Annotated in this window: 15 protein-coding genes; 12 read left to right on the forward strand and 3 right to left on the reverse strand. The window is 39.3% G+C overall.

Annotated features, from left to right (window positions below):
* The first annotated feature begins 9 nt into the window (after positions 1–9).
* Genes tssE through tssG form a run of 3 tightly spaced genes read left to right on the forward strand, consistent with a single transcriptional unit; the run spans position 10 to position 3168 of the window.
* Positions 10–420, forward strand: coding sequence for a type VI secretion system baseplate subunit TssE (gene tssE / locus AB4180_RS20225; protein WP_029223832.1), 411 nt, complete (start codon positions 10–12; stop codon positions 418–420).
* Between the two features lie 10 nt (positions 421–430).
* Positions 431–2179, forward strand: coding sequence for a type VI secretion system baseplate subunit TssF (gene tssF / locus AB4180_RS20230; RefSeq protein ID WP_029223833.1), 1749 nt, complete (start codon positions 431–433; stop codon positions 2177–2179).
* Positions 2176–3168 carry a type VI secretion system baseplate subunit TssG gene (gene tssG / locus AB4180_RS20235; protein ID WP_041473125.1) on the forward strand — a complete coding sequence of 331 codons (993 nt, stop codon included), beginning with the start codon at positions 2176–2178 and terminating at the stop codon, positions 3166–3168. Before tssF ends, tssG begins: the two co-directional genes overlap by 4 nt.
* Positions 3169–3196: 28 nt before the next feature.
* Here the strand turns inward: tssG and AB4180_RS20240 are convergent, their stop codons facing one another.
* From AB4180_RS20240 to AB4180_RS20250, 3 genes are all read right to left on the reverse strand, one after another.
* Positions 3197–3649, reverse strand: coding sequence for an Lrp/AsnC family transcriptional regulator (locus tag AB4180_RS20240; protein WP_017097132.1), 453 nt, complete (start codon positions 3647–3649; stop codon positions 3197–3199).
* Positions 3650–3709: 60 nt separating this feature from the next.
* Complete coding sequence (gene tssM / locus AB4180_RS20245) at positions 3710–7102, reverse strand: type VI secretion system membrane subunit TssM (protein WP_102250332.1); 3393 nt, start codon at positions 7100–7102, stop codon at positions 3710–3712.
* A gap of 66 nt (positions 7103–7168) precedes the next feature.
* A complete protein-coding gene (locus tag AB4180_RS20250) occupies positions 7169–8482 on the reverse strand; it encodes a type VI secretion system ImpA family N-terminal domain-containing protein (RefSeq protein WP_012600852.1) in 1314 nt (437 codons plus the stop codon).
* A 695-nt stretch (positions 8483–9177) separates the two neighbouring features.
* Here AB4180_RS20250 and AB4180_RS20255 point away from each other — a divergent pair.
* From AB4180_RS20255 to AB4180_RS20295, 9 genes are all read left to right on the forward strand, one after another.
* Positions 9178–9780 (forward strand): hypothetical protein, encoded by a 603-nt coding sequence (locus AB4180_RS20255; RefSeq protein WP_017097135.1) that lies wholly within the window; start codon positions 9178–9180, stop codon positions 9778–9780.
* Positions 9781–9789: 9 nt separating this feature from the next.
* A complete protein-coding gene (locus tag AB4180_RS20260; RefSeq protein ID WP_012600850.1) occupies positions 9790–11277 on the forward strand; it encodes an FHA domain-containing protein in 1488 nt (495 codons plus the stop codon).
* Positions 11270–11770 (forward strand): type VI secretion system lipoprotein TssJ, encoded by a 501-nt coding sequence (gene tssJ / locus AB4180_RS20265; RefSeq protein WP_029223835.1) that lies wholly within the window; start codon positions 11270–11272, stop codon positions 11768–11770. Before AB4180_RS20260 ends, tssJ begins: the two co-directional genes overlap by 8 nt.
* An 11-nt stretch (positions 11771–11781) precedes the next feature.
* A complete protein-coding gene (gene tssK, locus AB4180_RS20270; RefSeq protein ID WP_012600848.1) occupies positions 11782–13107 on the forward strand; it encodes a type VI secretion system baseplate subunit TssK in 1326 nt (441 codons plus the stop codon).
* Entirely contained in the window at positions 13104–13895 is a 792-nt protein-coding gene (icmH, locus tag AB4180_RS20275) for a type IVB secretion system protein IcmH/DotU (protein ID WP_029223836.1), read from the forward strand. Before tssK ends, icmH begins: the two co-directional genes overlap by 4 nt.
* A gap of 148 nt (positions 13896–14043) precedes the next feature.
* Entirely contained in the window at positions 14044–15561 is a 1518-nt protein-coding gene (locus AB4180_RS20280) for a PAAR-like domain-containing protein (RefSeq protein ID WP_012600846.1), read from the forward strand.
* Positions 15562–15564: 3 nt separating this feature from the next.
* On the forward strand, positions 15565–16356 hold the full coding sequence (locus AB4180_RS20285) for an AHH domain-containing protein (protein WP_012600845.1): 792 nt from the start codon (positions 15565–15567) through the stop codon (positions 16354–16356).
* Complete coding sequence (locus tag AB4180_RS20290) at positions 16346–16876, forward strand: hypothetical protein (protein ID WP_012600844.1); 531 nt, start codon at positions 16346–16348, stop codon at positions 16874–16876. Before AB4180_RS20285 ends, AB4180_RS20290 begins: the two co-directional genes overlap by 11 nt.
* Positions 16861–17244, forward strand: coding sequence for a hypothetical protein (locus AB4180_RS20295; RefSeq protein WP_241820703.1), 384 nt, complete (start codon positions 16861–16863; stop codon positions 17242–17244). Before AB4180_RS20290 ends, AB4180_RS20295 begins: the two co-directional genes overlap by 16 nt.
* The last annotated feature ends 341 nt before the right edge of the window (positions 17245–17585 follow it).

Consider the following 17585-nt stretch of genomic DNA (forward strand, 5'->3'; position numbering starts at 1 on the left):
GAGTTATATATGGAAAAAGGTTACCGATTACTAGAACGAATTGAACTAGGTGAACCTAAAAACTGTTATGAGAAAGTAGTCTCACATAAACATTTGATTGAATCCATTCATCTACACCTTGCCGATCTACTTAATACTCATTCGGGAAATGCAATGATCGATGGGGAATATGGCTTACCTGATTTCAACGATGTTCTTTCGAGCAATACTAACTTAGTTCGCCATATTCAAAAGAACATCACTTCCACTATTGAAAGCTTCGAACCTCGGCTACGAAATGTAGAAGTTCATTATAGAGAAAATCACGATAACCCTCTTCAATTAGGCTTTGGCATTTGCGGAGAAGTCTTACATAACGGTGGGAAAGTTCCGATGTCCATTGACGTCTATATGGGAACTGACGGCCAATTTAACGTTTAGTAGGTGTCCCTTGAGTAACAGTAAATACTTTCAAGATGAACTCACATATCTACGAGAATCCGGCAGTGAGTTTGCCAAATACAATCCCAAACTGACCAACTTTCTGTCCGAAGGGACATTCGATCCTGATGTCGAGCGTCTTCTTGAAGGTTTTGCGTTCCTTACTGGCCGCATCAGAGAAAAAATCGACGACGAACTTCCAGAGTTGACCCAATCATTGATGACGCTATTGTGGCCACATTATATGCGTTCTATTCCGTCGTTGTGCATTAGTGAGTTAACGCCACATTTAGGAAGTGTTACGGAAAAAACGGTAGTGAGGCGCGGGGCTGAGATGGCTAGCGAACAAGTTGAAGGAACGCAGTGCTTATTTAGAACCTGTTATGACGTAGAGCTCTTCCCGCTTCAAATAACAAGTATCGAACAAAGTAACAGCAGAACAAGCTCTTCGGTTGATGTAACACTGGCTACTGAACATGGCTTAGAACTATCACGTATTGGATTAGATAAACTGAGGTTTCATTTACATGGTGAGATTCATATAACTAGAATTCTATTTTTGTGGATATTTAGATACTTAGATTATGTTGAGCTGGATGTTGGCGGTGCCTATAAACGTAAACTAGGACCTGAGTTTGTCAAGCCGGTTGGTTACCAAGACGATGAGGCAATATTGCCTTATAGCGAAAACTCATTTGCCGGTTATCGATTGTTACAAGAATACTTTTCATTACCTGAGAAATTTATGTTCTTTGATGTCACCGGCCTTGAGTGGTTAAAAGGGGTCCCACAAAAGAGTACTGTAAATCTGAAGTTTCATTTTAAGAGAGCATTACCAGCTGAAGTCGTCCTGAAAGATAAGCACTTAAGGCTACATTGCACTCCAGCCGTCAACCTGTTCGAAAAAGATGGGGACCCGATCAGGCTCGAGCACCGTCGCAATGAATACAAAGTAAGGCCACAAAGTAGTAATCAAGATCATTACGAAGTTTACTCAATAGACCAAGTAGAAAGCTGGAGTAAAAATGAAAGGCGCCGAAAACCTCTTATCGAATTTGAGTCTTTTGAGCATCAAATCAACCAGAGAGATAAGCGTGATTTTTACAAGTCTAAAGTATCTGAGCGAGTGAGTGGGAGAGGGCTTGAACGTTTTATCTCTTTCCATACCCACAATGGTGATATCGCAGATCTAGGTTCTGAAACAGTGCTGATGAAGTTACAGTGTAGCAATTCGGATCTTTCTGAAAGATTGTCTGTTGGTGATGTCATATATACAACACATAAATCACCAACTTACGCTACTTTTAGCAACATTACTAAACCTACACAATCTGTTAGTCCTCAAGTCAACGGAGAGCTCCAATGGCAACTAATTGCAAATATGTCTCTCAATTATTTATCGCTATCTAATATCGACGTACTTAAAGTTTTACTCTCGACATACGACTTTCACTCTAGAGTAGATAGGCAGGCACACAGAGCTTCATTACATAGGCTTGATGGTATTATCTCATCAGAAATGAAACCTATCGATAGAGTGTTTAGAGGGGTATCAGTACGAGGTAATCAACTAAAGTTAATGATGAACTCTAGCTTTTTTGTAAATGAAGGCGACATGTTTTTGATGGCGAATGTACTGAACGAGTTCATACGACTATATTCAAGCGTTAACTCATTTACAGAGTTAGAAGTTTACGATGAACAACGTGGAGAAAGCTATCATTGGGCGAGCTTAACTGGGCAACAAACGATCTTATGATTGATGTATTAGCAGAGAAGACCAATGAATTTAGCTTCTTTCAAGCTGTTCTGTTATTGGAGAAGCATTATCAACTTTTGCCGGACGGTGAATTTGTAGCTGTTGGTGAAAATAAGTACTTTCGTCAAGAGAGGGTTGCGTTCAGCGTTTCACCAAATCTATGTTTCCCTAAAAGTGACATGGAATTTATCTGTCACATGGAAAGATCGGGTAAGCAATATTCTAGAATCGAAACTAATTTTTTGGGCTTGCACGGCTCTAGTTCTCCTTTACCAGCTAATTACACCGAAAAGTTAGTTGGTAGAGATATTGATGATAATCCGGTCAAAGATTTTTTTGATTTCTTCCATAATCGATATACCAGCTTAATTTATCGTGTTTGGAAAAAGTATCGTTATCATGTTCAGTATCAAAGTGGTGCAGCGGACAAGTTCTCTGGACGAATGTTACACCTAGCTGGCTTGTCTAATGTTATTCAAGAGTCAGAAGCGATAGGACTCGATCGTGCAAAGATTTTGTCTTACGTTAATCAACTGTCTACTAGAACACGATCGCCTAAACTAATTTCCGGTATTGTGGCGCATTACTTTTCATTACCAAGTGTACGAATTGAAGAGTGGGTATTCCGGAGAGTGAATATTGCAGAATGTCAAAGAAATCAATTGAATAGAACTAATTGTACTTTGGGTTCAAACCTACATTTAGGTAAGAGTATCCCAGACCTAAACGGGAAATTTAACCTCTGTATCGACAATGTTGACTTTGATACGTACCGTAAGTTTTCCTATGGTGGAGAGCTTCATACCACCCTAGTTGGTTTGATGCGCTTCATTCTTCGCGACCCAATGTCTTGGGATCTAAGGCTTACTGTTGATATAGGTTCGATCCCCAAGAATCAGCTTGGCCAAGGAGCTAGCCTTGGCCAGACGTTATGGTTAGGTCAAGCGAGTGAAAAAGATGCGAAAATTAGGGTTATTGGAGGCGTATGAAAAAGCCGCTCATAAGAGCGGCTTTGTTTTAACGACTAATTGGTTGGTGTAAGACAACGGTGGTATTAAGAGAGCGGATACCATGAAAAGACTCTATCTCGTTGCATAAATGGTGTATTGATTGTAAGTCGGGGGCTTCAATCAAAGATATAATGTCATATGTACCGCCAACGATACTGGTCAGCCTAACTTCAGGTAATTCTTTTAGTGCATCACTGACATCATTTTTTTTACCTTTCTCGCAAGAAATTAGGAGGTAACTCGCTGCCTTTCTTCCGTCGTTTTCTACTCTGACTTGCGCCGTATATCCCTTGATAATACCTGTTTTTTCAAGTCTGTTGATACGCTCAGCGACAGCTGTGCGTGATAAGCCTATATTTCGAGATAAATTAGCAATCGATTCGCGTCCATTTGAGAGTAGATTCGAAAGAATTTTGCGATCTAGTTTGTCTAAGCCTTGTAAACTAATGTTTGACATCATGTGTTCTGCCTTTGCCGAATAATTATTGTATTTGTATTTGTATTTGTATTTGTATTTGTATTATATAGCTTCAGGTAGAGTGAAGTTATATAGCTCCGCCAACGTAAACGGATTTCTCTGAGTTAAAGGGGTAATTCGTAAGCTTAGGTCTCTGCCTGATACTTTTATATCACTCACGAAGCTGCCGTTGTGGGTATTTGTCAACGTAGAATCTCCAAATAGTCTATAGATAGCCCATTGACCATTTTTACTCAGTACGTGTTGTTTCCCCTCGTCTGTTACGTCTTGTATTGTGATGCTTATATTGAAGTCTCCATTTTGAGGAGGCCATTCGAGTTCTCGAATTCTGCTAGGGCCATGGTAATAATTGATATTTGAGTCTGCTATCTTCAAGCTTGCTCTGATTGCACTAGAGTCCAGGTCAAGTACTTTTGCGCTAAAAGGAAGATACAGTCGGTTTGTGCTTTTATTGATTAGCGTATCTCTAATTACATTATAATTTCTAAGCTGAACGAGTAACTCAGGTGAGAGCGGCATCGTTTCACCTTCTACTTGTTTTGGTGTCCATAGGTTTGTGTCGTAAAAAGGTGCGAAGTTTTTGACGATGAATGCATCTAGTAACCCTCCTGGTGCAAATAAAAGTTCAAAGTCATCGATTGAAATTTCTTCAGTTGCACTTAAATCGAAAGGATATTTTCCTAATCCTAACTCTTTGAACTTGCTATATATTTCACTATACCAAAGAGTTTGTATTCCTTTTGATGATTCAGAAATCATCACGGACCAGCTCTGGTTAACTACGTCTAAAAGCCAACTTCTTACTGGCTCAGGAGATTTTTGAGCGATCTGTTTTAAACGAATAATAGGATCTGCCTCAGTACTCCCCATTCTATGTTGCGCTGCTGACAGCGCGGCCATTTGAGGATCTGGTGCGTCAGCAATATCCTTCATATAAGTTCGAACTCGACTCAGCGCGGTTATCGTCTCATCCCATGGAGTGGGAGAGTTTGGAGTTTCATTGATCTGCAGCTGATTCAGGATATGAAATGCCTGTTCAACCCTTTTCATTAATAAGTAATCGGGTTGTACCATTTCTTCAACGAGATCCGGAGCCGCTTTTACCGCTCCGGCAAGTTTTGGGTTAACCTTGGCCATCAAAATGCTTTGTTGGCCTATAGGTGAAAATTGTGTGTTTGTATAAACTTGTTTTAAAATGGTTGTCATTGGGGAAGATGGCCCGGAAATTAGATCAATAGCGTTAGTCAATTCCCCTACATTGTTGTAACGTTTTACTTTTAACTCGCTCAAAGCATTTCGCCAATAACTAATGTAATCATCGGTATATTTCTTCCTTACTAGTCTCTTGAAGCTTTCTTGCTCTTTGTCAGTAGGAATCATGTGGTTTGATAGGCCAAGAACCCAATTATCAGTGATAACCTGTTGAGACATTAAATCGACGCGAGGGCGATAAAAAGTACTGAAACCTGTTGACGTATAAACTTTATCGATCTCTAACCGTGCAGGATCTAAGTTATCGTTGAAAACATTGTTGAAGTCAAAACCAACCGCTCGTTGTAGGTTCAAAGTGCCTAAATCGATATCACCAGCTTGTTGTAATAAGCTAGCATAAACCAAATCTACGTTTGAATGAGAAAGCAACGATCGTCTTGTCGCGCGAACAATATTCATGTTTATTGATACCGGCTCAAAATTCGTGCGGAGATAGGCGTCTAAATACTTCATTACGCTAGCAATCGTTTCAGGTTGAGTGCTTAGCTTTTCTAGTGTTGACATTGTTTGTTGACGTAGAAATTTTGTCTCTCGCTTGCTTGGGTCATTTAACATTAAGTAGCCTTTGAGCAAAGGCAGCGCATTGTTAACATTGTCTTGGTTATGTGTTAGCTGTAAACGATATCCCTGTTCAATTGCTGGCATTAGGTGCGTTCTAATTTGCGTGATCAGGGCGTTGTAAGCGATTTTTGTGCTTTCATCGAGACGGCTAACGTTTAGGTTTAAAAGTTCACTATCTAATGCATGAGATCCACTAAGCCATGCTTGATAAGATGGTTGTATGATTTGGATTGCATTTTCAAGTGAGTTATCAAAAGATTTATCTCTTTGAATTAGAGATTGTGAGTCGTCAATCCCAATGAGTTGGCTAATCACTCTTAAATTGCTATTCAAAGTCGTTGAAAAGAGGTAAGCGCCACTCGCAAGCAAAATGATAGAAACAGCAACAGCAAAGCGACTTTGTCGCTGGATCATTCTAAGATAAGTTTTGTTTTCGCCTGCAAAGTCCGATTCTGGGAGGATTTGAGAGTCCATCAAGAAGCGAGTGAAATAGGGCGTTTCAGTCAACTGTGTATGTTCTGAAGCAATGATCGGCAAATTGAAGTAGTTACTACAGCTCTTTGCCAATAGGTTGTATTTTCTACCACCTTGGATATTCGATATAAAAAACACTTCGCGGATATCAAGTGAATAGGACCCAGTATTCAGTTCTGAAAGTCGCTCTATTACTGATGCGATCTCAGTTTGACATAACTCAAACTGTTTAGGGAAAGCTAATATAGCTTGCTTTTCATTTACGTCGTGAGAGTGGGAAGATGAATCCAGTGCATTACTCTCCATCACTTTGACTAAATTTCGAAAACTGTCGTGATAGTATTCAACGAATACTCCTTTAGCTTCCTTCAATGGGATTGATAGAAACTCGACCGATGTTTTTAGGGAGCTAAAGTGAATGTACTCCTTAAAACCTTCTAGTTTATCGAGCTTAGACATCATTAGATAAAGAGGGATTGCTGATGATGTTTTGTCACTTACTGATTCTAATCGATGGTTAAGAGCTGTTAATGTGTAATCTATTTGTTCCGATTCAGAGATAATTAGAAATTCAAAATCAATAAAGAATAGACAACCAGAAAATGGCTTTCTTGGTTTATGTGTAATGACTTCATCTACAAACGCATTCCATAAAGCGCTGTCATTACTTGATACTTCTTGAAATAACAGTCGTTGAGCTGGTTTGATATATACAGCCGAGTCAGACTCATACCATTCGAAAAAATCATTCTTTGCGGTACGAGTTTGATCCATCGGTTTGATCGCACTAGAGTTAAGTAGGAACTGAGTTCGACCCGCGTGTTTATTGCCAATCATCAAATATATTGGCTTTTTGTTTGAACGACAAAGAAGAGGGCGCATTACCATAGCTAGAGCTTCTTCCTCTGTTTCAAGTTTTAAGGCTTTAGTGTTGTTTTTTTTCTTAAGCCACAGTGTCACCTGAAACAACGAATAGATAAGTGTGACAGCGCCTAAAGCAACCCAAAGATAAAACTTGTCTGTTATATCTAGCCAAAGGATATAAGTAGCAGCGATTGTAGCTGCAAGAAAGAGAAAAACCACCGTTGATATAACAACAGGGTTTCTCATTAGTTTGTGTTTTAACATAAGCCTATTTCTATTTCGTTGTTTTAAGTTTGTTGTATGATCTGGCCGTAAGATGTTTTCTTAATGTTACGGTTTAATAGCTTTAAGCTCAGACTCCAAGTTTTTAATTTTGTGTAAATAGACGTTGAGTATTTGAAGAGATTTCTGCAGCTCTTTTTGTTGTTTTTCTTTTTCTGCATATTCAATACGGCCAATCAACGGGAAAAGGGAGTTGCTGTATTCGTAAGCTTGGGCTGTTTTCTGACTTTCACTTCCTCTAATTGCATTTGCAAACACAGTTCTCGCGTTTGAGAAGCGTCGATGAAGTTTTATGTAATCTGCGTTTAACTTTTGTTGCTCATTAGTGAATTCGTTACGTAAACGTAAGACGGATGATGAGTCTGGGTAAAGCTTAGTTAAATCAATAGTCAATTGATTTAGAGTATCGATCTCGTACACTTTAATTGGATCGGTACCCCAATCTTTCATTAATTCATCTAATTGATTGACGACACTAGGTCTTACATCATCAGAAATCGAAGCATATTCATACTTTAGTGAATGTACTATTTCATTCAGTTGTGGGATATCAGACGTAACGATTTGTCTAGCCAACTCTTTTCGTTGATATTGTTTATAAATGAAATGAGAGGATAAAGCCAAAATTAGAAACCCAACGAGAAGATAGATGACTAAATAACTCGAGGTCGATTTTCCATCGACTTCAGCTGCATTCTTAGGTTTGTTGTTAGACACATCGATTTTAATGGTTGATGGCTGAACTACTGGTATTGCCTTTTTATGTTCTTCCGAAACGCGGAGTTTTTTTGTGTTTTCTGCTTCAAAGAGTTTTGCTTCGTTCTCTTTATGCTCATCAACCCAGTGCTTTAAGGTTCGACGAATTCCCCCTAGTGAAGGTGCTTTTATACCGTAATGTAGTCTGAGCTCTTCTTCTATTCTCAAACATAAGCGGTGGCATGTTTCGATCAATAGAATGTCGTCGGAACTTGTTTTTATGGACTTAATTCGTTTATCTGTGTGTTCGACCATCCAATCAATCGCTCCGATCCTTGCATTTGATTTTGTCACCTCTGGATATGCGGTGAACCAATAAATGACACACAAATCTAAGATAGAGTTAAGCCCTTCAACTAAACCTTTTAAGCCTTCGTTGTGCGTAGCTGCAACAGTAAAATAACAGCTACAACGGAAATCTTTACTGTTTTTGGACAGTATTTCTTTCGACAAAGTCTGAATTTTTTTCCAAGAAACTCTGCCTGTGACCTTGTTTATGTTATTAATTTGGCGCTTTATCTCTGTGAATTCATCTAACCCGTTAGGATTGGTTCCGTAGGGTTTTTTTTCATCAATGGGGCGTCTTGTAAAATCTGACGAGAGCATGATCTTAATATCCAACTGTATATACAATGAAATCTAAAAACAGCGAAACCAATAAAACTAGCCCGCATGATTGATAATGTGATTATAATTTTTAATGATTCTATAGTTAAAATTAATAATTTGAATGTGAAAAGGTTTGAAATCTTATGAATATAGCCTTGATGTGACGTGTGTCACATAATTAAAATGGTGTTACACCTTCAAAATTGCTCATGTTTTGTCATTTCAATGATCCAGGTTGTCTTTTTGTGGTTATTTTTGTGATGTCGTACGCGTATTGTTAATGATGTTTATGGTTGCTAATTGAGCAGGGTTGATGCGTTTAATCATTATCTTGATTGTTAGCGGATGCCTAACTCGAAATCGAAGTGCCGACTCTACGCTATTTAGATAAATTTATGTATGTTTGCTTCTAAATTTGCGATCGAAAATTACCCAATTACCCAATTACCCAATTACCCAATTACCCATAAAGTTACTTTTTCTTAACGCTTAACTTTTCTATTATTGACAGTTCTAATTTTAAAGTGCCATTTTATTGGTTGATTTCTTAATGCATTTTCTAATAGATATATCGTTTCTTTTACTAGTTATAATGTCGAAATTAGCTTGCAACGTGTTCTCTGTCTTGTAAAAGAAATAATACTTGCTATCTTGCGCATCTAATTAATATATGGACGAACTCAGAGGGAAGCATGCGAAAGCTAAGTCAAATCGGTCTAATATCCACAATGTGCCTTTTTTCATCTATCGTGATCGCAAAGGGCGAAAGATATGGTGCTTCAGTTAATATGCTGAGCATTGATAGTATCGAATACAAAGAAGGAACGACTGGACAAGTCGATACATTGCGATATGGCTTAGTCCATACTCGTCCCATTGATGAAAGTAACAACAGGTGGCGCTGGTGGTTAGGGTTAAATTATTTATCCGAAGACATCGAAGCCCCAAGTAATGGTGTTTACAACGAGGTGACTAACTACGAATTTCGCATTGTTCCCCAATTCGCATTAGGAAGTTGGTCAATATTTACGCCTTATATTGGCGCTGGTTTATCTTTGGGTTATTCACAATACTCTAACCGCTGGAAAGTCGATGACCAAGGCTTTAGATATGGAGCACAACTTGAGGACATCGACCAATTTGAAGCCGGAGCCGTTGTCACTCTAGGTAGCGTAATTAAATTGGGTAGTAACCCTGACGCGCACTTGCAAATAGTTCCTCAAGCTTCATACATCTTACCTTTTTATAACGAGGGTTTGGGTGGCGTTGAGTTTAGTGTTTCTCTTCTGTTTTAAAGGTAATTCATGAGAATAAATCAACTGATTTTGGTGATCTCGAAGTGCCCAGAAGAGTACGTTGGTGCTAAGAATATAGAGGTGCCTGAAGAAGGAGGCTCTTTAGGACGAGAAGCAGGCTGTACCGTAACATTAACGGATCACAACCGATTTATATCTGGTACGCATTGTTTATTGAGTATATATGGAGATACCTATTACATTAGTGATGTCAGTACAAATGGCACGTTGGTGAATGGTAATAAGATCCTAAAGAATCAACCAGTCTCATTGTGTGATGGTGATAAGATATCCCTTGGCCAGTATGAAGTTAGTATATCGTTAGAATTGGTCACAACATCATACGATATTGCCTCTGAAATCGCCCCAGAAAGAGATTCAACCGATCCACTAATGAATTTGGAAAAGTCAGTTGTTGAAGAGGACGTTGAACCTGGCGCACTTGAAGACCTTTTTATGGAAACAAAACCTGACGACGTAGACAGTCATGACCCCGTTGAGCACTTAAAGTTTTCGATGCAAAGAGACGACGATTATCTTGTTAGGGATGAAAGTAATGATAAAAACCTTGCGAGCACGTCGATCGAACCTCAAAGGCAAGTTGTTGATGACAGTTTGAGTATTCACTCGGAGTTTGACCTACCTAATTTGATTCCTGAAGATTGGATGGGATTAGAAGAAGAGGCCCCGACGACTCTTCATGCACATAATCTTGATAACGAGGAAGAAATACCGGGTTACGTACAACCTATTCATGATAAAGATTTAAACGGCAAACCTGAAGACGTTATTGAACGTTCTTCTGTTTCTAAGCATACGTCAATTCCGGTGCAATCTGTTGTTAGTGCCCGAAGTTCTGCGAATATACAAAGCCACAAATGGGAAGAGGTGACACAAGAGTTTGTCCCACATGTTGAGACTCAAGAACTGTGTGCGGAAAGCGAAAGTAGATCTCAGAATAATGTCGCCCTGAGTGAATCATCATCTGAGAACGTAACACATGCATTCTTCGAAGGCCTCGGTGCAGATATAGAAACTGATTCAAATCATGACGCTCTATTTTTTAAGCAAATGGGCGCGTGTTTACGATTGTGTATCGATAATCTGTACAAAAACTTACAGGGTGTTGAAGAACTTACAGACGAAAACTCGTTTACTAAGAATGAGCTTAGCCTAACCACGTTAATGTTAACGCTAAACAATCAAAATCTGTTAGCTCCAAATGAGCTCATTGAACAGATTTTGGATGAGCTTGATGAACATGACGCTTTGTATTTAAAAACACTCAACGACCTTGTGTTCGATCAGTTAAAAGCGAACGACCCCAAAAAATTCGAAGATGTATTAAGCCAAGAAACCCGTTTTCTAAGTAAATCGAAGTTATGGCAAAAGTACGGGGAACATTATGACCAGAATACTCGTCAACTCCATGAATCGACATTCAAAGCGTTGATTAAAGAACGATACAATAAGGTTGCAAAAACGAATCATGCATAAACTAATAGCTCCTATTATCTTGTTCCTTTTATCAGGTTGTTCAATGTGGGAACAGTTCAAAGAATCTTCTGGAATAACGCCGGAAACCTCTTCGATTGAACTAGTTATTGAAGCGTCAGAACACCTCAATATACGCGAACAAGGACAATCATCGCCAGTCATCTTGAGAATTCACGAATTAACGTCTCCCGTTATGTTCCGTAGTTTGGACTTCTTTGCTCTATTTGAAAATGATAAGGCCTCCTTGGGGGACGAGTACATCAAACGGTACGAATATCAGCTTCAGCCCGGTGATAAGCTGCATGAGCTGTTGGAGCTAGACCCAAAAACTAGAGCACTAGGTTTTTCTGTCGCATTTAGAAATATTAATGGTTCATCTTGGCGTAAGGTCGAAGTGATCGAAGAGAAAAGTGAGTACTTCTTAAGGTTAAAAGTAGAGGGTAGCGAATTATCTTCGAACAATACCCGCGGTATTGAACAGACGTATTTTTAAGGAATTGACGAATGTCTTTATATAACCCAGTGGTTTGGCAAGATGGTATGTTCATGAAGCCTCAGCACTTCCAACAGCTAGATAGGTCTCAAAGCAAATTATCTAACATGCTTAGCTCTAACAGCTCTCCTTTACATTGGGGAGTGAAAAAAATCGAGATAAACACCGAACTATTGGCGTTAGGCAAAATCGGGATCACGCGAGCAGAAGGCATATTACAAGATCGCACACCATTTGATTTGCCGCTTCTTGCCGAACTTCCCGAAGTAAGAGATGTTGACCCATCTATAGCTGATAAAGTGGTGTACCTGTGCTGCCCATTGCCATCCGAGCGCTCTGAACTTTTTGGTGAAAGTAGTGATGGTGCCCGCTATAAAATGGAAAGCCAAGAGGCCGTGGATGCCTGTTATGAATCAGAAGACATGGCAAGTATTGTCGTGGGTAAGCTTAACTTCTTCTTGATGTACGATCACGAGGATAAGAGTGCATATACATCCATTCCTATTTTAAAAATTTCGGAAGTCAAGCCAGATGGAAGCATTATTCTGGATGAGAACTATATCCCGACATGCATCGATATACACGCTTCTACAGTTTTGAGTAAGTTCGCGACAGAATTCGCTTCAATGCTAAAACACAGAGCAGAATCGATTGTTCAGCGTTTAGGTGTGGTTGACCAACAGGGGGTATCATCTGTTGCTGATTTTATGTTGTTACAAGCCTTAAATCGTTATGAGCCGTTATTCTGGCATTTTGCTAGTGTAGAGGGTGTTCATCCAGAGTCGTTTTATCGAACCCTGTTACAAGCTGAAGGTGAACTCTCTACGTTGTGCTCAGCCTCTCGTAGACCGCAAGAGTTTACAAAATACAACCACCGCCAATTGACTGATTGTTTATCTCGCACGCTTGATAGCGCAAAAATGACGCTAAGCGTGATGTCAGAGCAACGGGCAATACCTTTAACACTAAGAGAGCAAAGCTACGGAATTCGAACGGCAGCAATCCCAGACAGTAAGATTGTCGAATCTACAACGTTTATTCTTGCGGTTAAAGCAGACGTACCACTCGATATTTTACATACACAGTTTGTAAGTCAAACTAAGATTGGTTCGATTGACAACATTCGTGATTTGATCAACTTACAACTACCTGGCATAGAAATGAAACCAATGCCAGTTGTGCCTCGAGCGTTACCTTACCATGCAGGTTATACCTATTTTGAATTGGATAAAACGAGCGATGAATGGAGTACCTTGAATAACGCAGCGGCCATCGCTGTCCATATTGCTGGTGACTTCGCGAACTTATCACTACAACTTTGGGCTGTACGTTTATGAGTTACGTCGAAAACGATATCACCGTAGTACTATTCCAACCAGAACCAGGCAAACCAATGGAGGTGATGCCTGCACCTGATTTATCTAGGAATATTGCGGTAAGAGACCTAAATGTAGAAAGCATGGGGGTTAACCCATTGGTTGATCAGTTTACCTGGTTGATCGCCAGTCTTTCATGTATGTCTTCAATTCCTTGGCTGGACGACCCTGGCCCTTTCAGAGAACAAGTTGCTCGAGAGATTCGCAAAGGTGAGCGAAAGCTTAACGAAATGGAATTGGATAGGGCATCTATTCTGGTTATACGCTATTGCTTATGTGCTGCAATCGATGAATCTGTATGTCGCCAAGAGTGGGGGGCGAACAGCCATTGGAGTACCAATAGCTTATTGTCAGAGTTCCATAACGAAACATCTGGTGGCGACAAATTCTTCACTATTTTAGAGCGTTTGAAAGCTGACCCACGAAAATATAGACACGTCATCGAATTCCTTTATCTATTACTTCAACTTGGGTTCAAAGGAAAATATGGTCGAGAAGACCGTGGTAACGAAAAGCTTTCAGAGATAGGAAATACGATTTATCGTTTAGTTAGAGACGAGCGTTTAGCTGAACAAGAAAAAGTAACGTTAGTTAATTTAAAGGCGAAGTACTTAAAAAAGCCGCTAAAACGTGTTGTTTCACCGAAGTTAATTCTTGGGGTTAGTACTGCCATTTTTGGCGTTATGTATGTCGCGACCTACTTGGTTATTGACCTGAAATTTCAGCAACTTCTAGATGTATATCAGTAGCATTAGAATTAATTATGAGATCTGCTGTCCATTTTTAAAATTAGGCTCGAATTAACAGGCTCTACTTTCATTTTCACTACGTACTTAGAGAGATTGCACCCTGCGATCTCTTTTATCATGCATTCATTGGAATTTAATTGGACTTACTATGGGCGTAACAGTTTGTGCGAATGGACTCAGCGTAGTTCATCAAGGCTCGGGAGGAGAAGCGAACGCAACGCTTCCTGATGTTTGTTTAACAACAGTTGGCAACTCTGTTGTACCTATTCCCTATGGCAATAATGCAAAGTCCGCTGATTTAGCAGGCGGCACCACTACCGTTTCTATGGATGGTGGTAACAGCATTGCTATTAAAGGCAGTAAATTCAGTGCCAGTACTGGCGATGCCGGTGGTGATAAAAAGGGTGTCTCATCTGGCACCATTGAAGCCGAGGCAGAATTCATATCGGCGTCTCCTACCGTTAAATTTGAAGGTGCCGGCGTATGTCGCTTGTCCGATCAAATGACGATGAACAAAGCCAACACCATGTGTTTGGGCGGCGCGCAAAACCCTTCGGTTTCAGTAACCGAAGAGCAAGAAGGGACGTATACGGTTGATCTGTTTCTTTCATACTCAGATGGGGAGCCTGTTCAAGGGGCGACATATAAACTGGTCGATCAAACCGGCGCTGCCTTTGAAGGCACATTAGATAATGTAGGCAAAGCTTCAGTAGGTGGCGTTGCCCCGGGAGAGTTTAACATTGATTATGGTGAAGACAGCCGTGAGTTCATGCCAAACATCCCCACTAAAACCAACCCTAATTTCAATCCAAATGCGAATGCCCAATTAATTATTGAAGAAGCAAAGCGAGGTGAAGTTGGTTTCTGGGAAAACTCTTGGAAGAGAATGTCAGGGGCAGCTAGCTGGATCTGGGGGGTAATTTTAGGTGACTTCAATGATGACGCATCGGTAGAGCAAATCATAGCCAACACAGCGCTGACCATGCTCCCCGTAGTTGACCAAGCAGCGGATGTGCGAGATCTCTCAGCCAATATCATGACATTATTAAGTGAAGAAGAGCGAGAGAAGCCAGAAAATTGGTTGGCATTGTCTCTGACTTTGATTGGTTGTATCCCAACGTTTGGTAGTGCAGTTAAAGGTACATGTAAAGTTGCTTTGAAAGGTGGTAAGGGCACATCGAAAGACACTTTACTCGCGGTACTTCGTGGTATGGGTAAAGGCGATCCAGAAAAGTTCTTACGCACATTAGATTGGGTTGATTACGCCAAGCAGGCGAGCAACATTGTGTCGGATGTTTTAAAGCCCTGTATCGAAGTAGCAAGTGAGCTTGCTTCTTACGCCAATCGCATGGGCGCAGACGAATTAGCAGAATACTTCTTAAAGTTGGCCGATGAAGTGAAAATCATCGATAAAATGGTGCCGGATAAACTAAAACAAGCGATGGGTGAATTTGACCAATTGTTTGCGCGAATTTTGGGTAAGAGTGAGAGAGCATATCCGGCGAAGGTAAAGCATGGCTCTGGTGAGACCGCACAGTCTGGTAAAAATGCTAGCAAAACAAATGAAGAGAATGACAAGGCTGAGTATGTTTGCAAAATATGTAGGAAAAATAAAAAAAGCAAAAAACATCCATGTAAGGCTAGGCTAGGGTCGAAAAGGAAATAAAAAATGACTCCACTAATGGAAATCGAAAGAATTAAACTTTACTCTGGAAATAATAAAGGAAGTTTAAAGAAAACAGTGAAAACAGGTAAAAGGCACGACTTTGAGAGAAGAAGTTGTTGGCGTTCAGCTAACAAAATCAGTGAACCAAACAAATATCCTTCGGCTCACCCTTGGTATGTTGAGGCCTCCGAAAAAGTTTCCGTTACCGGTCATCACATTCTTTCTGTTTCAGGAGTCAAAGCTGCATCCAAGACTAAATATGGGACTATGTTGGAGGCTGCTAAGTATGATACTAATCACTGTAAAAACATCGTGGCGCTACCCACGTTATCGCAGATGGCATGTGAGTTAGAAGTACCGATTCATTATGGTAATCATAATGGAGAAGCGATTCCAGATATGCAAATGGGAATGTCGTATCATATGTTTACTACCAAGATGATTTTACATATGTTGAAACTACTTCGTAGAAAAGGGACTTGCCCTGGTGATACTGAATCTGAGAGTCAAGAAGTACTAGTTAATGTAGATTATCTATCATGCATAAAATTGGAATGGATTAGTAGTTTTAACTTGCTTCTTCACAAATTTGGCAAAGATTACAGGGAGAATGGTCCTGGATGTAGAGAGATCACAGATAATATCGAGAAAAAGAAAGATGAGTCAAAGTCTTGCGTAGAAAGGTATCATGGCTATAACTTATCTCCCCTTATAGATAGTATGAAACATAACAATAGACTAAAAACTGTTTTTGAATTAGAGAACTTTGGTAAGGGCTTAGAGTATGACACATAAAATTTCAGATGATTATTTCATTGTCAGTGAGAATTATAAAAATGTAAATTACATCGTAAGTTATGACGATGAACGTGACTTTGATATTCTTTCAAATGGAACTGTAGCTTCATTCACCCCAGTTGTTTTTAAATGCTTTGATTTTATATCTACAGAAAAAATTAAGCCTATATTTGACGTCTACGTTTCAAATGATATATTATTAAGTGTTGATTTTTACAGAAAATTAAAATCAATTTATCTTTATAAATGCTCAGCCGTTCCTGCCTCTGTAAATGGCTCAGATTATATATATATTCACTGCGGTAACGTAATAGATATAATTGATGGGGATAAATTAGACTTTGAAATTCTCTCATCAATACCTATAGAAAAAAGGATTATATTTAAACCATCTGAAGATTCAATGACATACTTGTTTCATAAAAGCTTTATTAATAACGTTCTTAATGGTGGGGATTTGCAATCAGGCAAGGTTATATCTGCAAGTAAATGGACTATGGAGTGGATGTTGTCATGAGAGAATTTATAGAGCTTAAAGATTTAGATAAACACGACAACTGCTCTAACCGAATTGTTGAAGTAGAACCGGATTTATACATAAATCAATATCTTAATAAAAGGATATTTGTTAGAAATGTTTGTTTTGATAAATTGTTGAGCAATTTACAAGTTTCTTTAGAGCCTTCAATGATATCACCTTCAAGAGGGTGTGTTGATGAAGCTTTAGAAGACTATAGTGAAATAATTGCTGAACCTGTATCATCATTATCTGAGAATGATCATATTGAGTATTTATATATTTCAAGTGAGAATAAATACTATATTAGTAAGTTGTTGTTTGAATCTCTCTTCAAAAAAAATGGTGTGGACATTTTGATAGACTGATTTGTTAAAATTACTTATGTAGAATATTCACGGAGGATGCACATTTTAGGTGCTAATATAATCCACTTTTATATGATTTAGCTATATTTTAATCTACCTAAGTTCAATTCTTTACTTAAGCACCATGTTGGTGATGTTTAGGTGATAGACGTTTAAATGAAGCGCCGAAATGCGTAATGTTTGTAAGTTAGGAAGCATTTACCTCCTTTTTGAAGGCCTAGTCGCATACCGACTGGGCCTTCTTTTTAATGCTCTTGGATAACTTCTATCCCGCCTTTCTGGCAGCGTAAAACTCTCCGTCATTAAAACTGGGAGGGTTACATGGCTTTGTTGCGTAATTA

The sequence above is a fragment of the Vibrio sp. 10N.286.49.C3 genome (assembly GCF_041469545.1).
In the GTDB taxonomy this organism is placed as follows: Bacteria; Pseudomonadota; Gammaproteobacteria; order Enterobacterales; family Vibrionaceae; genus Vibrio; species Vibrio tasmaniensis_A.

Coding starts and splice junctions, on each gene's coding strand:
- icmH (WP_029223836.1), top strand. CDS start 13,104: ATGAGTTACGTCGAAAACGATATCACCGTAGTACTATTCCAACCAGAA.
- AB4180_RS20285 (WP_012600845.1), top strand. CDS start 15,565: ATGACTCCACTAATGGAAATCGAAAGAATTAAACTTTACTCTGGAAAT.
- AB4180_RS20250 (WP_012600852.1), bottom strand. CDS start 8,482: ATGCTCTCGTCAGATTTTACAAGACGCCCCATTGATGAAAAAAAACCC.
- tssG (WP_041473125.1), top strand. CDS start 2,176: ATGATTGATGTATTAGCAGAGAAGACCAATGAATTTAGCTTCTTTCAA.
- AB4180_RS20280 (WP_012600846.1), top strand. CDS start 14,044: ATGGGCGTAACAGTTTGTGCGAATGGACTCAGCGTAGTTCATCAAGGC.
- tssE (WP_029223832.1), top strand. CDS start 10: ATGGAAAAAGGTTACCGATTACTAGAACGAATTGAACTAGGTGAACCT.
- AB4180_RS20290 (WP_012600844.1), top strand. CDS start 16,346: ATGACACATAAAATTTCAGATGATTATTTCATTGTCAGTGAGAATTAT.
- AB4180_RS20255 (WP_017097135.1), top strand. CDS start 9,178: ATGCGAAAGCTAAGTCAAATCGGTCTAATATCCACAATGTGCCTTTTT.
- AB4180_RS20240 (WP_017097132.1), bottom strand. CDS start 3,649: ATGATGTCAAACATTAGTTTACAAGGCTTAGACAAACTAGATCGCAAA.
- tssJ (WP_029223835.1), top strand. CDS start 11,270: ATGCATAAACTAATAGCTCCTATTATCTTGTTCCTTTTATCAGGTTGT.
- tssM (WP_102250332.1), bottom strand. CDS start 7,102: ATGTTAAAACACAAACTAATGAGAAACCCTGTTGTTATATCAACGGTG.
- AB4180_RS20260 (WP_012600850.1), top strand. CDS start 9,790: ATGAGAATAAATCAACTGATTTTGGTGATCTCGAAGTGCCCAGAAGAG.
- tssK (WP_012600848.1), top strand. CDS start 11,782: ATGTCTTTATATAACCCAGTGGTTTGGCAAGATGGTATGTTCATGAAG.